This window comes from Microbacterium sp. 2MCAF23 (assembly GCF_052115565.1).
Classification (GTDB): Bacteria; Actinomycetota; Actinomycetes; order Actinomycetales; family Microbacteriaceae; genus Microbacterium.
Window position 1 is genome coordinate 127807 of the sequence record NZ_JBFRGY010000011.1, and the last position, 13921, is coordinate 141727.

The window sequence follows — 13921 nt, forward strand, 5'->3', positions numbered from 1 at the left end:
CCGGCACCGGCGCGAGACCTGGCGACCACGTCTCAGACCGCCCGGGCCGCGATGATCCTGGCGTACTCGCGCCCGGAGTCCTTCACGATCCGCGCCTGGGTGTCGTAGTCGACCCGCACGATCCCGAAGCGCTTGCTGTAGCCGAACGACCACTCGTAGTTGTCCAGCAGCGACCACGCGAAGTAACCGCGCACGTCGACGCCCTCGTCGATCGCGTCGTAGGTCGCCGCGATGTGCTCGCGCAGGAACATCGCCCGCTCCGAATCGTGCACGGCGCCGCCTGTGCTGTGCCCCGTCGCAGGGTCCACCCGAGCACCCTCGAGCACGTCGTCGTAGGCCGCGCCGTTCTCGGTGACGTACAGCGGAAGCCCCGGTGCGTACTCCGTGCCGATCCGGCGCAGCAGCCGGGTGAGGCCTTCGGGCTGCACCTCCCAGTCCATGCCCGTCCGCGGCAGCCCGCGCTCGACCCAGTGCACGTCGTCGGCGGCGGGGAACGGCGAACGCGTGCGACGCGCGTTCTCGCCCGCTCCGCCGCCGTCGTGCGGTGTGCCCTCGCTGCCCGGTTGCGGCGTGCCCGAGAGCAGTTCGCCGTGGTAGTAGTTGATGCCCAGGCAGTCCAGCGGCGCGGCGATGGTGTCGAGGTCGCCCTCGTGGATCGCGGCGGCCCATCGGCGGACGGCGACCGGATCCACCTCGCGGATGTCGGAGACGACGTCTGCCGGGTAGGCGCCGCGGAGGACCGGATCCAGGAACCAGCGGTTGAACTGCCCGTCGATGCGGCGCGCAGCATCGACGTCGGCGGGGTCACGGGCGTCGGCAGGATCGGCGACCGTCAGGTTCAGCGTGACGCCGAGGTCGAGCTGCGGATCCCGTTCGCGCAGCGCCCGGATCGTGCGGCCGTGCGCCAGCAGCAGGTGGTGTGCGGCGAGCATGCCGTCCTCGATGCCGAGCCTGCCCGGCGCGTGCACGCCCGCGGTGTAGGACAGGAACGAGGAGCACCACGGCTCGTTCAGCGTGGTCCAGTGCTGCACGCGGTCGCCGAGGGCATCGTGCACGCTGAGCGCATACTCGACGAAGCGCTCCGCGGTGTCGCGGGAGGTCCAGCCGCCCTTCTCCTCGAGCGCCTGGGGCAGGTCCCAGTGGTACAGCGTGAGCCAGGGCACGATGCCGCCGCCGAGCAGCTCGTCGACGAGACGGTCGTAGAACGCGAGCCCGGCGGGGTTCACCGCACCGCCGTCGGGCCGCACCCGGGCCCAGGAGGTGGAGAAGCGGTACGCCTGCAGGCCCAGCTCGCCCATGAGCTTCACGTCATCGGCATAGCGGTGGTAATGGTCGCACGCCACGTCGCCGGTGTCGCCGTCGTGCACCGCGCCCGGCACGCGGGCGAAGGCGTCCCAGATCGACGCGGTGCGGCCGTCCTCGAAGGCGGCGCCCTCGATCTGGTAGGCGGCGGTGGCGGCACCGAACAGGAAGCCGTCGGGGAATCGGCGGGCGGACGGATCCACGGTGCTCATGCGGGCGGACGCTCCTTCATGGTGGCGGCTTCAAGGCGGTGCGCGCGGGTCATCGGCGGGTTGCCGCGCATTCCGGACAGGCTATGGGAGCGCTCCCACGACTGTCAACAGCGCTCAGCGGATCCTCCGCAGTACATCCCTCACCCGTTCACCGCACCGTCCGGGGGCGAGCCGCGCCAAACTCAGTCGATCCGTGCCGCTTGGCGCCGTTCGCCGCCGCAAGTTCCGGTTTCGACTGAGTTTCAGACGCCCCCGCACGAGGCACTGCACCGCGTAGCCTGGTGCGGTGACCTCATCGCCCGCGCTCGTCCGTGCCGAATCGCTCATCCGCTCGATCCCGGACCACCCGGAGCCGGGCATCCTGTTCCGCGACATCACTCCGCTGCTGGCCGACCGCGAGGCGCTGCAGGCCACGACCGAGGCTCTCGTCGCGCCGTTCCGCGGCGCCTTCGACGTCGTTGCGGGGATCGAGGCGCGCGGCTTCATCCTTGCCGGGGCCGCGGCGATCGAGGCGGGGACCGGCTTCGTGCCGATCCGCAAGGCCGGCAAACTGCCGCTGCCGGCAGCGTCGGTCGACTACGCGCTGGAGTACGGCACCGCCACCATCGAAATGCACGAGGACCTGCCCGCCGGATCCCGGATCCTACTCATCGACGACGTGCTCGCCACCGGCGGCACGCTGGCCGCCGGCCGGAAGATCGTCGAGCAGCTCGGCTACACGGTCGCCGGGATCTCGGTGCTCTTCGAGATCGACGGGCTGGGCGGCCGCGACGTCGTCGGCGACGTGCACACCGTGTTCCGCAGCTGACCCGGGCCGACCCGCTCGGTCGACGGGCAACGCCGCGAGCCCGCTGCCCGACCCGACTCCTTCGAGCCTGCCCGCCGGCCCGGCTCCGCGAACCCCGGCCGGAGGCCCTGTTTCCGCGCGATAGACTGGCCTCTGCCCCCGCCCGCGACATTTCGGAGCCTCGAATGCCCACCATCGTCGTTGACGTCATGCCCAAGTCCGAACTGCTCGACCCGCAGGGGAAGGCCGTCTCCGGAGCATTCGCCCGCACCGGCGTGACCGCGTTCAGCGACGTCCGCATCGGCAAGCGCTTCGAGCTCACGGTCGACGGTGAGGTCACCGACGACGTGCTCGCCGAGGCCCGGCGGATCGCCGAAGAGGTGCTCTCCAACTCCGTGATCGAGGACGTCGTGGGCATCGAGGTCTCGGAGTGACCGTTCGGATCGGGGTCGTCACCTTCCCCGGATCCCTCGACGATCGCGACGCGCAGCGCGCCGTCCGCATCGCCGGCGCCGAGCCGGTCGCCCTCTGGCACGGCTCGCACGACCTCGACGGCGTGGACGCCGTGATCCTGCCCGGCGGCTTCAGCTACGGCGACTACCTGCGCTCGGGCGCCATCGCCGCGCTCTCGCCGATCATGACCGAGATCAAGGACGCCGCCGCCAAGGGCATGCCGATCCTCGGGATCTGCAACGGCTTCCAGATGCTCGTCGAGGCGCACCTGCTGCCCGGCGGCCTGATCCGCAACGACCACCAGCACTTCGTTCGCCGCGACCAGAAGCTCACGGTCACCAACGCCGACACCGCCTGGACGAACGAGTTCACGCGCGGCCAGGAGATCATCATCCCGCTGAAGAACGCCGAGGGCGGCTACATCGCCTCCGACGAGACCCTTGACCGCATCGAGGGCGAGGGCCTGGTCGCCTTCCGCTACGCCGGAGTGAACCCGAACGGATCCCTCCGCGACATCGCCGGCCTCACGAACCCCGCCGGCAACGTCGTGGGCCTCATGCCGCACCCCGAGCACGCCACCGAGCCCGGCTTCGGCCCGGATACATCCGCCGCCATGCGCAGCGGCGTCGACGGCCTGCCGTTCTTCACGAGCGCGATCGCCGCGGTCGCCCGCATCGCGGCGTAATCCGCCCCCTTTCTCTTTCTACTTCCGAGTCGTCCCCCTCAGCACGGTCCATAGGTCGTGCTGAGGGGGACGACTCCGTTCTGGACGGCGTCGACGGGGCGTTGCGTCCGCGGATCCCCGGGGCTAGCGTCGAACCCGTCCCCGAGGATGGGAGAAGCGCATGGCCGGCCGGTTCGTGTACTGGATGAACGTGTCCCTCGACCTGCAGATCGAGGCCGCTCCCGGCGAGGACGGCGGCGGTGACTGGATGCGGATCGATGAACCGCTGCACCGCGAGTTCAACCGGCGTGCGGCAGACCTCGCGCTCATGGTGCAGGGCCGCCGCGTGTTCGAGATCATGGAGTCGTACTGGCCCGCGGCGCGTGACAACCGGTCGCTGCCCGAGTTCATGCAGGAGTACGGGGCGATCTGGACCGACAAGCCGAAGATCCTCGTCTCGCGCACGCGCACCGAGGCGCCATTCCACACGCGTGTCATCGGCGAGGATGCGGTCAACCGGCTCGCCGAGGTCCGCGCCGAGACCGACGGCGCCATCGGCGTCGGCGGAGCGACGCTCGCCACGGCGCTGCTCGATGCCGGCCTGCTCGACGAGCTGCTGCTGTTCACGCACCCGGCGATCCTCGGATCCGGCCGCCCGCTGTTCGACGAGCCCCGCCCCGGCGAGACCCGGGATCCGGTGATCCTCGACCTGCTCGAGCAGGCCGCCTATGACCAGGGCGTCACGCTGCACCGCTACGCCATCCGGCACTGAGGCGCGGCTCAGCCGGGGCGCGCGGGGTCGCTCGGGCCCTCGGGAGCCCCGGGAGGCAGGCGCGCGGGCACAGCCGACAGCGCGCCGAGGTCAGCCGAGTGCCGGCGGCCAGACTCCGATGAGCACGGCCATCACGACGACCGTCACGAGTTCGTGCGCGATGTTCATCACCGTCAGCGAGCTGGGGCGCCCCTCGAAGGCGTCGTGCGTGATGAACCGCGCCGCCGTGAAGCCCATCCACAGCGTGATTGCGGTGACCAGCGCCGAGACGAAGAACGATCCGCCGTAGAAGTGCCAGGCGATCGCCGTGGCCCCCGCGAGCACCCACGCCGTGACGAAGCTCACGATCACCGTCGCGATGATGGCCAGCACAGGGTTGCCCTTGGGGTTGTCGAGGTCCACGCCGGCCAACCGCGCCCAGCGGGTGCCGAGCACGCCGCGGGCGTACCAGATGGATCCGACGACCATGCTCGACGCAGTCGCCAGCAGAACGGCCCAGTAGTTGATCTCAGGAACCATCGTCGTGCTCCTCGCTCGAGCGGGCGAGTCCGCACCCGCGATCCGGTGCGCTCAGAGTACCGCGGCGGATCCCGTCACCCGTGGAGCACCGCGGCTCCGCCGTTGCAGAACGGCCGGCTCAGCGGCGCATCACCGGACGCGAGCGATCACCAGGGACTGGGCTCGTAGTCCTTCAGGAACACGCCGTGGATGTCCTCGCCTGCTTCGCCGCGCACGATCGGGTCGTAGACGCGGGCGGCGCCGTCGACGAGGTCGAGCGGGGCGTGGAAGCCCTCCTCGGCGAGGCGCACCTTCGTGTAATGCGGGCGCTCGTCGGTGATCCATCCGGTGTCGACCGCCGTCATCAGGATCCCGTCGGTCTCCAGCATCTCGCCGGCGCTGGTGCGGGTCAGCATGTTCAGCGCCGCCTTCGCCATGTTCGTGTGCGGGTGCCCCGGTCCCTTGTACCGGCGGGAGAACTGGCCCTCCATCGCCGAGACGTTCACGATGTGCTTGCGCCGCGCGGCAGACGCGGCCATCGACGGACGCAGCCGGCTGATCAGAAGGAACGGCGCGGTCGTGTTGCACAGCTGCACCTCGAGCATCTCGAGCGGATCCACCTGGTCCACGCTCTGCACCCAGCTGTTCACGCGGTTCACGTCGGGCACGAGGCCGCCCGCGTCGATGGCGGTGCCGTCCGCGTGCTTCGCGAGCGAGGAGGATCCGGGGGCCATCGCGAGCCGGGCGAGTTCTTCGGCCGTGAGCGCCTGCCCACCCTGTTCGGCGATCGTGCCACCGAGGGAGGCGATCGACAGCAGCGGATGCGCGTCGACCGAGGCCTGCAGCGCCTCGGGGTGCGGATCCGCGGTGTGCCCGAAGGTCTCCATCTCGGGCAGCGGTCCGTCCGGCAGCGGCTGCAGCTCGGCGTCGACGAGCAGCGAGTACGCGCCCGGCGAGCGGCGCACGGTCTGCGCGGCGTTGTTGATGAGGATGTCCAGCGGGCCCTGCGCGGCGACCGAGTCGGCGAGGGCGATCACCTGGGCGGGGTCGCGCAGGTCGATGCCGACCACGCGCAGGCGGTGCAGCCAGTCGGCCGAGTCCTCGAGCGCCGCGAACCGGCGCACCGCGTCGCGCGGGAAGCGGGTGGTGATCGTGGTGTGCGCGCCGTCGCGGAGCAGTCGCAGCGCGATGTGCATGCCGATCTTCGCGCGACCGCCGGTGAGCAGCGCACGCTTGCCGGTGAGGTCGGTGCGGGCGTTGCGCTTGCCGTGGCTGAACCGGGCGCAGTCCGGGCAGAGCTGGTGGTAGAAGGCGTCGACCGTCGTGTACGGCTGCTTGCAGATGTAGCAGTTGCGGGGCTTCAGCAGCTCCCCCGCGATCGGAGCGTCGACCACGCTGGACGCCAGATCCAGGCCGCGGGTCTCGTCGTCGATGCGGTCGGGGGCGCCGGTCGCGGTCGCCGCGATCACGGCCTTGTCCGCCTCGGCGATGGCATCGCGGATCTCCCGGCGGCGCACCCGCTTGGCGGCCTTGAACATGGCCGCGGTCGCACGGCGCACGGTGATGAAGTCGGGGTGATCCTGCTCGAGCCCGTGCAGCTCGGCGAGCACTCGAAGGGTGGTCGCGAGGTCGGCCGGGTCGATGCCGGATCCGCCGGCGTCGCCGCCTGTCGTGGCGCTGCGGTCGCTCTGCGTCGACGGAGCGTCGGAGGGGGCGTCGGTCATTGTCACGATTTTACGCGACCAGGCTGGATGGGAGCCCGACCCGGATCCCACTCGCGACGAGACCCCGATCCCGTCCGCGACGAGACCCCGATCCCGTCCTGTTTCCCTCCCCTGGCCGTCTTTCCCWCCCCGCAGTGGCGTCTGCACGGGGAGGGAAAGACGACACGGGGAGGGAAACGCGCACCTGGGCGCACGGGCGCACCTGGGCGCACTGGAGCACCGGGGTGCCCGGGGCGCCCAGGCGCCCAGACCCAGGCGCCGGGGCTCAGGCGATGCCGCCGCCGTCGACGACGAGGGCGGAACCGGTCACGTACGACGACTCGTCGCTCGCGAGCCAGACGACCGCCGCGGCGATCTCTGAGGGCTGGCCCATCCGGTTCAGCGGGCGCTCCGCAGCCTCGGCGAGGAAGCCGGCCTGGTCCTGACCGAGCTGGCGCGCCTCGTCGCGCAGCATGCCGGTGTCGACGTCGCCCGGATTGACCGAGTTGACGCGGATGCCCTGCGGGCCGTGGTCGATCGCGAGCGCCCGGGTCATGTTCACGACCGCGCCCTTCGAGGCACAGTAGGAGATCGCCTGACCGCCGCCCTTGAGGCCCCAGCCCGATCCCGTGTTCACGATGGATCCGCCGCCGTTCGCGGCCATGACCGGCACGACGTGCTTGCACATCAGGAAGATCGCCCGCACGTTCACGCCGAACACGCGGTCCCACTCCTCGACCGTGGTCTCGACCGCCGTGGTGCGCCGGATGATGCCCGCGTTGTTGAAGACGACGTCGACGCCGCCGAATCCGTCGACGACCGAGGCCACGACGCGCTCGATGTCGGCCTCACTGGAGACGTCGGCGCCGATCGCGACAGCGGTGCCGCCGGCCGCGCGGATCTCCTCCGCGACGGCTTCGGCGGCCTCGGCGTTCAGGTCGACGACGGCGACGTTGGCACCCTCGGCCGCGAAGGCGAGGGACGTGGCGCGGCCGATGCCGCCGGCGCCTCCGGTGACGATGGCGTTCTTGTTCTGCAGACGCATGGGATGCTCCTTGCGGGTCGGTGGTTCGGTGCGGCCCCTTCGACAGGCTCAGGGACCGGGTTGGTGTGGTGCTCAGGGACCGGGGTTTCGTGCGGTGCTCGGGGACCGAGAGGGGGCGGGATCGGGTCAGACGGGGACGGAGGCTTCGGGCGCGGCGACAGCGTAGAACGCGGCGGCTGCGGCGCCGGTGATGACGCGGATGTGTCCGGCGAGGGAGGCGTCGACGTGGGGATCACCGGTGTCGACGAGGAGCGGGCGTCCGCCGAGGTCGACGAGCTTCTGCTCGGGGGCGACGACGAGGAGCGGATCCGGCCCGAGCGCGCGGATCACGTGCGCGGAGAGCTGCTGGTTGCCCCGGCCGAGCAGGAAGCCCTGGCCGCCGATCACGGTGACCACGGCCTGCGCGGGACCGGCGGCGACCTCCTCGAGCAGCCGGTGCTCGTCGGCGCCCGCAGCGACGAGGCGCCCGTCGAGCACGACATCCACGCCGAGCGGGGTCTTCGCGATGCCGAGCACGGCGGCGATCCGCGCCGTGGTGCCACCGGGGCCGAGCAAGTAGCGGATGCCCGGCTGCATCGCAGCCACCGCCGCGTGTGCGGCCGAGGCAACGGCCGCCTCCTCGCTCACCGGGGTCGGCGCCTTGCGCGCCTGGGTTCGCCCGAGGCGCTGCGGCACGCGCAGCGTGCCGTACAGAGCGGGTTCGACGCGGGCGCGGCGCAGTGCCGCCTCGTCGACGTCGAGCACCTCGCGCTCGGCAGTGGCGACCGGATCCGGCCCGAGCCAGTCGGCGGCGAGGGATCCGGCCGCGACCGGCGTGACCGCGAACACCGGCGAGTACATCTTGACGCCGGCGGGGATGCCCAGGACGGCCGGCGCACCCGCGCTCCCCGACGACGGGCCCAGCCCCCGCACGGCATCGCGCAGACTGCCGTCGCCTCCTGCCACCAGCACGAGCGATGCGCCGGCCGCGGCCACGGCGGCGACCGCGGCGGCGGTGTCGTCAGGCGTGGTCGTGGCCGAGGACGGCGTGAAGACCACGACCGGCTCGAGCCCCGCCTCCGCCACGGCGGTGCCACCCATGGCCCCGGCGGCGGTGAGGATCCGCTCCGCGGGGTGCGAGCGGGCGATGATCGTCAGCGCCTGCACGGCACGCTCGTGCGCCCGCGGGAGGGAACCGTGCTCCGCCGCCCGCGCCTGCACGACCGCACCGTCGGAGCCGGCGAGACCCGCAGGCCCGCCGACTCCGGCGACAGGGTTGACGACCAGTCCGATCACGCGTTCAGGCTCCCACCGTGGCGACGGCGAGCTCGCCGTCCGGCAGAGCGCTCTCCGCGGGACCGGCCGGCACCTCGCCGAAGTACTTCCGGCGGTACGCGCGCCAGGTGATCGCCCAGCGCTCGGGGTCGTCCAGGTCGTCGTGGTGCGTGTGGTGCACGGTCTGGTTGTGCGGCGCTGTGCGCACGAGCTCGGGGTTCTCCCGCGCCTCCTGCGCGACCTGCGCCAGCGCCGCGACGTACTCGTCGATCTCGGCCTTCGAGTAGCACTCGGTGGGCTCGAGCGTGAACGGCTGCGGCACGACGTAGGGGTGGTGGCTCGTCCAGTAGTGGAAGCCGTAGTCGGCCATCCGGATGCCGATCTCCTCCGAGGAGATTCCGGTCTCCTCGAACAGCTGCTGCCACGAGTACCGCACCTGCTCGATACGGCGGCGACCGGTCGCGTAGGGTGCGGACGCCCCGGGGATCTCGAGCACCTTCTTAAGGAGGTAGTTGTTGTTCAGCACCGCGATCCGCGAGGCCTCGAGCATGCCCTCGGCACCGAGCGCCATGATCCACGCATACGCCCGCACGACGTGCAGGATGACCCCGTGCGCCGGGGCGACGTGCCCGATCGACAGCTCGCCGGGCTCGCGCACCACGAAGCGTCCGTCTACCCGCTCCACGCGCGGGCCGGGCAGGAACGGTGCCAGGGCGGCGCTGACCGCATTGGCCGCCGCTCCCGGACCACCGCTGCCGTGCGGCGCTGAGAACGTCTTGTGCAGGTTGAACTGGCACACGTCGAATCCGGCGTCGCGGGCACGGGTGATGCCGAGGATGCCGGCCGCGTTGGCCTGATCGTAGGACGCGAGGGCGCCGACCTGGTGCGCGGCGTCGACCCACTCCTTGATCGCGGGGTTGTAGATGCCGGTGTCCTCGGGGTTGGTCACCATGATCGCCGCGGTGCGCTCCGAGAGCGCGGCCTTGAGCGCGGCCAGGTCGGGGTAGCCGTCGGCGTCCGGGTAGATCGTGATGACCTTGTACCCGGCGACCTTGGCCGCGGCCGCGTTCGACGGGTGGCTGAAGATCGTCGTGATGACCTCGTCGCGCTGCTCGGCCTCGCCGTGCGACGCGTGGTAGGCGCGGATCATCGCGATGTTCGTCCAGATTCCCGCGGATCCGCCCGGGGAGGCGAGCGAGACGGCGTCCATGCCGGAGATCTCGGCCATGAGCCGCTCGAGGCGCCAGATCGTCTCGAGTGCGCCCTGCGTGTCGGCGGGATCCTGCGCGGGGTGCAGTGCGCGCAGCTGCGGCACCTCGATGAGCTGGTCGTTGATCTTGGGCGAGTACTTGATCGTGCAGGTGCCCTGACCGATGTCGACGTTGAGGTCGGATCCGAGGTTCTCCTGCGACAGCCGCAGGTAGTGCTTGAGCACGCGCATCTGCGCGATCTCGGGCAGCGCCGGCGGCATGGGACGGCGCATCCCCTCGGGGAGGGCGGCGACGACATCGCCGACCGCCTCGCGCACGGCGGGCTCGACGGGCGTCACGAGCACGCCGCGCTCGCCCGTCGTGGACAGCTCGAAGACGATCGGCTCGTCCCAGCTGGCCTGCTGGAACCGGCGGGGGCTCTGCTTGGGGGCGACGGGAAGGGTCACGCGGCCTGCTCCTCGGTGTCGATGGCCGTCGCGAGCGCGGCGGCGAGGCGGTCGATGTCGGATGCGGAGGTGGCCTCGGTCACGCAGACGAGCAGGGTGTGCTCGTCCACGACGACGCCGGGCTCGATTCCTTCGGCGCGCAGCGCGGTGACGACGTCGGCGGCGCGAGCGGTGTCGAAGCGGATCGTGAACTCGCGCAAGTGCAGCGCGTCGTCACCCAGGGCGACGCCGTCGAGCGCGGCGAGCTTCTGCTGGGCGTACGCGGTGCGGGCGAGCAGCAGTTCGCCCAGGTCGGCCATGCCCTGCGGCCCCATGAGCGCGAGGTGCACGCCGGCGGCGATGCCCCACAGCGCGGCGGCGGTGCCGACCCATTCCTTGCCCTCTTCGCGATGCGCGAAGGAGGTGCGGTCGTAGGCGACGTCGCCGAAGCCGTACTCGCCGGGCACGTCGGTGGACTCCAGGCCGAACAGGCGCGAAGGCATCTCCATCACGAACCGGGGCTCGTCGTGCACCGCGATGAACCCGGCGTGCGCGCCGCCGAACCACTGGTGCAGGCCGAGCGACTGGATGTCGCCCGTGACGATGTCGGCGCCCTGCAGCGCGGGCGGGGTGAGCACGCCGTAGCCGATCGGGTCGGTGCCGACCACGACGACCGCCCCGGCCGCGTGCGCCGCCCCGGCGATCTCGCGCAACCGGGTCTCGACCGCACCGGTGAAGCTCGGCGTCTCGACCCACACGGCCGCGACGTCGTCGCCGAGCCGCTCCCGCAGCGCCGCGAGGTCCGCGACGCCGCCCGCGGTGGGGATCCGCTCGATCTCGAGGCCGGCGCGCGTGTAGTCGCGCACCTTCGAGTCCTTCTCCGGCAGCACGTCGCTCACGGCGAGCACACGGCCGCGGCCGGTGAGCCGGCCGGCCATCGCGAGGCCCGTGGCCGTGGCCTGGTAGCCGTCATAGGTGGGCACGTTCACGACGTCCATCGCGAGCAGTTCGGCCATGAGCGACTGGTACTCGAACAGCGCCTGGAACCGGCCGTGATCCTCGTAGGGCTCCCCCGCGTAGGCGGTGAGGAACTCGCTGCGGCGGATGACCTCGTCCACGACCGCCGGCACGTAGTGGTTGTACGTGCCCGCGCCGAGGAAGCTCAGGCGCTCCTCGGTGGTGCGGTTCTGCGCCAGGATCCCCCGCACGTGCCGGGCGAGGTCCTGCTCGGCCGGCAGCGGGGCCGGAACGTCCAGCGGACGGCGCAGGCGCAGGTCCTCCGGCACGTCGGCGTAGAAATCCTCGACGGAGGCGGCGCCGACGGCGGCGAGCATCTCGGCGCGGATCTCGGGCGCCGAGTTCGGGATGTAGGGGTGCACGAACGTCTGCGTCATGCCAGCTCCTTCGACGGGGTGGGCGGGGTGGGCCGCGGGGTATGGGTCAGGGTGAGGAAAGGGATCTGCGCGGCGCGCGGCGTGGCCACGACGGCGACGCCGTAGGCATCGAGCGTCACGGTGTCCGCGGTCTCGGATCCGGTGATCAGATCGAGGCCGGCGACCGGCAGGTGGAAGGTCACGGGGTCGGCCGCGTGGTTCAGCAGGAAGGTGTAGTCGGTCTTGTCGTCCGAGCGCGTGACGGCCTCGGCCTGCACGGACACCTCGTCGCGGGCGGGCAGGCCCGCCGTGCGGAGCACGTCGCGGAACATCGTGACCAGACCCTCGGGCGACAGCATCGCGCTGACGTACCAGGCGGATCCGGATCCGGCCGTGCGGCGGGTGATCGCGGGGAGGCCCGCGAGCTCGCCGGTGGTGTATGCCCCGCGGATCTCGACGTCGTCGCCCGCTTCGATCCACTCGCCCCAGTGCGGCACGGCGAGCTCGGCACCCGCGTAGGCCAGATGCTCGACGAGCCCGTCCGCGATCGGCCACTGCTCGTCGACCTCGATGCCGAGCAGGTCGCGCAGCGGACCCGGGGCGCCGCCGTCGTGCACCTTCTCGGTGCTGTCGACGACGCCGGAGAACGGCCCGACGACGAGCGTCCCGCCGCGAGCGACGAAGGCACGCAGCGCGGCCGTCTGCGACTCCTCGAGGATGTACAGATTCGGCGCCACGATCACGTCGTAGCGCTCGAACGGGGTGCCGCTCGCGGCGCCGCCCACGCGCACGGCGTCGACGGGGTGGCCGAGCGTGTAGAGCGCGCGGTGCCAGGCACGGGCCTGCTGCGCCCACTGCAGCCGCTGCGAGGGCAGAGATTCGAGCGCACTGGAGCCCCACCAGGAATCCCAGTCCACGACGAGGCCCACGCGCGAGCGCACCCGGCTGCCGCGCACGGGCTCGAGCCGGCGCAGCTCGTGTCCGAGCGCCCTCGTCTCCTGGAAGCTGCGCGACTTCTCGCCGCGGTGACCCAGCATCGACGAGTGGAACTTCTCCTGGCCGTACTTCGCCTGGCGCCACTGGAAGAACATGACGGCGTCGGATCCGTGCGCCACGGCCTGCAGGCTCTCCACCCGGATCTTGCCGGGCGCCTTCGGCACGTTCACGTCGCGCCAGCTGGTCGCGCTCGCCGACGACTCCAGCAGTAGCCACGGCCGCCCGCCCTTGAGCGCGCGCATGAGCCCGTAGTTGAGGGCGGCACCGACGTGCGAGGTCGGATCCATCGGATCCGGGTATGCGTCATCGGTGACCACGTCCTCGCGCTCGGCGAAGCGCCAGTAGTCGAGGTCGCGGAACATGCTCATGAAGTTCGTGGTCACGGCGATGTCGGGGGTGACCTCGCGCAGCACATCGATCTCGATCTGGAACAGCTCGAGCATCGCGTCGGAGGAGAACCGCTCGAAGTCCAGCAGCTTGGTGGGGTTGATCGGTCCCGGCGCCTTCTTCGGCGTCTCGATGTGCTCCCAGGAGGTGTAGCGCTGGCCCCACACGTTCACGCCCCAGGCCTCGTTCAGCCCGTCCAGGTCGCCGTAGCGGTCCTGCAGCCAGCGACGGAAGTGCCGAGCGGATTCGGGGCACCAGCAGCGCGACACGTGATCGCCGTACTCATTCGAGATGTGCCACATCGCAAGCCCCGGGTGCTCGCCGTAGCGCTCGGCGATCGCGCGGGTCATTCGGGCCACGTTCTCGCGCCAGATCGGCGAGGACGGGCAGTAGGTCTGCCGCGAGCCGAACTCCAGGCGGTGCCCGTCGGAGTCCCACGGCGCCATCTCGGGGTGCGCGCGCAGCAGCCAGGACGGCGGGGTCGCGGTGGCGGTGGCGAGGTCGATGCGGATCCCCGCCTCGTGCAGCAGATCCAGGATCCGGTCCAGCCAGCTCCAGTCGTAGACACCGGGCTCGGGCTCGAGCTGCGGCCAGCTGAAGATCGGCAGGCTCACCATGTTCACGCCCGCGTCGAGCATGAGGCGGATATCCTCACGCCACACATCCTCGGACCACTGGTCGGGGTTGTAGTCGCCGCCGAACGCCAGGGCGTCGATGCGGACCTCCCGGATCCGCTCGTCGTCGAGATGCTGGGCCACGACGGCTCCTCCCTGAGTCTGTACAGAAACGCTGTTCAATGTATTCTGTATACAGCAAGCGTATGGCGAATGCTGGATCCG

Annotated in this window: 12 protein-coding genes; 4 read left to right on the forward strand and 8 right to left on the reverse strand. The window is 71.3% G+C overall.

Going from position 1 to position 13921, the window contains the following annotated elements; genetic code table 11:
• Window positions 1–32: 32 nt before the first annotated feature.
• Window positions 33–1514 carry a glycoside hydrolase family 1 protein gene (locus tag AB4078_RS12445; RefSeq protein ID WP_441977389.1) on the reverse strand — a complete coding sequence of 494 codons (1482 nt, stop codon included), beginning with the start codon at window positions 1512–1514 and terminating at the stop codon, window positions 33–35.
• 286 nt (window positions 1515–1800) lie between these two features.
• Here AB4078_RS12445 and AB4078_RS12450 point away from each other — a divergent pair, with 286 nt between their 5' ends.
• The 4 genes from AB4078_RS12450 to AB4078_RS12465 all read left to right on the forward strand — a co-directional run bounded on the left by AB4078_RS12450 (window position 1801) and on the right by AB4078_RS12465 (window position 4190).
• Window positions 1801–2322 carry an adenine phosphoribosyltransferase gene (locus AB4078_RS12450; RefSeq protein WP_440733061.1) on the forward strand — a complete coding sequence of 174 codons (522 nt, stop codon included), beginning with the start codon at window positions 1801–1803 and terminating at the stop codon, window positions 2320–2322.
• 164 nt (window positions 2323–2486) lie between these two features.
• Entirely contained in the window at window positions 2487–2735 is a 249-nt protein-coding gene (gene purS, locus AB4078_RS12455) for a phosphoribosylformylglycinamidine synthase subunit PurS (protein ID WP_440733060.1), read from the forward strand.
• Window positions 2732–3439 carry a phosphoribosylformylglycinamidine synthase subunit PurQ gene (gene purQ / locus AB4078_RS12460; protein ID WP_440733059.1) on the forward strand — a complete coding sequence of 236 codons (708 nt, stop codon included), beginning with the start codon at window positions 2732–2734 and terminating at the stop codon, window positions 3437–3439. Before purS ends, purQ begins: the two co-directional genes overlap by 4 nt.
• Before the next feature lie 160 nt (window positions 3440–3599).
• Window positions 3600–4190, forward strand: a complete 591-nt coding sequence (locus AB4078_RS12465; protein WP_441977390.1) for a dihydrofolate reductase family protein — start codon at window positions 3600–3602, stop codon at window positions 4188–4190.
• Between the two features lie 90 nt (window positions 4191–4280).
• Here the strand turns inward: AB4078_RS12465 and AB4078_RS12470 are convergent, their stop codons facing one another.
• From AB4078_RS12470 to AB4078_RS12500, 7 genes are all read right to left on the reverse strand, one after another.
• Window positions 4281–4709 (reverse strand): DUF1761 domain-containing protein, encoded by a 429-nt coding sequence (locus AB4078_RS12470; protein WP_440733057.1) that lies wholly within the window; start codon window positions 4707–4709, stop codon window positions 4281–4283.
• 146 nt (window positions 4710–4855) lie between these two features.
• On the reverse strand, window positions 4856–6412 hold the full coding sequence (locus AB4078_RS12475; protein WP_441977391.1) for an SDR family NAD(P)-dependent oxidoreductase: 1557 nt from the start codon (window positions 6410–6412) through the stop codon (window positions 4856–4858).
• A gap of 265 nt (window positions 6413–6677) precedes the next feature.
• Complete coding sequence (locus AB4078_RS12480) at window positions 6678–7436, reverse strand: SDR family NAD(P)-dependent oxidoreductase (protein WP_440733055.1); 759 nt, start codon at window positions 7434–7436, stop codon at window positions 6678–6680.
• Window positions 7437–7562: 126 nt separating this feature from the next.
• A complete protein-coding gene (locus AB4078_RS12485) occupies window positions 7563–8711 on the reverse strand; it encodes an ATP-NAD kinase family protein (RefSeq protein WP_441977392.1) in 1149 nt (382 codons plus the stop codon).
• A gap of 4 nt (window positions 8712–8715) precedes the next feature.
• Entirely contained in the window at window positions 8716–10347 is a 1632-nt protein-coding gene (gcvPB, locus tag AB4078_RS12490; RefSeq protein ID WP_441977393.1) for an aminomethyl-transferring glycine dehydrogenase subunit GcvPB, read from the reverse strand.
• Window positions 10344–11720 (reverse strand): aminomethyl-transferring glycine dehydrogenase subunit GcvPA, encoded by a 1377-nt coding sequence (gene gcvPA / locus AB4078_RS12495; RefSeq protein ID WP_441977394.1) that lies wholly within the window; start codon window positions 11718–11720, stop codon window positions 10344–10346. The genes gcvPB and gcvPA overlap by 4 nt, the downstream gene beginning before the upstream one ends.
• Complete coding sequence (locus AB4078_RS12500) at window positions 11717–13840, reverse strand: beta-galactosidase (RefSeq protein WP_441977395.1); 2124 nt, start codon at window positions 13838–13840, stop codon at window positions 11717–11719. Before AB4078_RS12500 ends, gcvPA begins: the two co-directional genes overlap by 4 nt.
• Window positions 13841–13921: the final 81 nt, after the last annotated feature.

Coding starts and splice junctions, on each gene's coding strand:
- gcvPA (WP_441977394.1), bottom strand. CDS start 11,720: ATGACGCAGACGTTCGTGCACCCCTACATCCCGAACTCGGCGCCCGAG.
- AB4078_RS12480 (WP_440733055.1), bottom strand. CDS start 7,436: ATGCGTCTGCAGAACAAGAACGCCATCGTCACCGGAGGCGCCGGCGGC.
- AB4078_RS12465 (WP_441977390.1), top strand. CDS start 3,600: ATGGCCGGCCGGTTCGTGTACTGGATGAACGTGTCCCTCGACCTGCAG.
- AB4078_RS12445 (WP_441977389.1), bottom strand. CDS start 1,514: ATGAGCACCGTGGATCCGTCCGCCCGCCGATTCCCCGACGGCTTCCTG.
- AB4078_RS12470 (WP_440733057.1), bottom strand. CDS start 4,709: ATGGTTCCTGAGATCAACTACTGGGCCGTTCTGCTGGCGACTGCGTCG.
- AB4078_RS12475 (WP_441977391.1), bottom strand. CDS start 6,412: ATGACCGACGCCCCCTCCGACGCTCCGTCGACGCAGAGCGACCGCAGC.
- purS (WP_440733060.1), top strand. CDS start 2,487: ATGCCCACCATCGTCGTTGACGTCATGCCCAAGTCCGAACTGCTCGAC.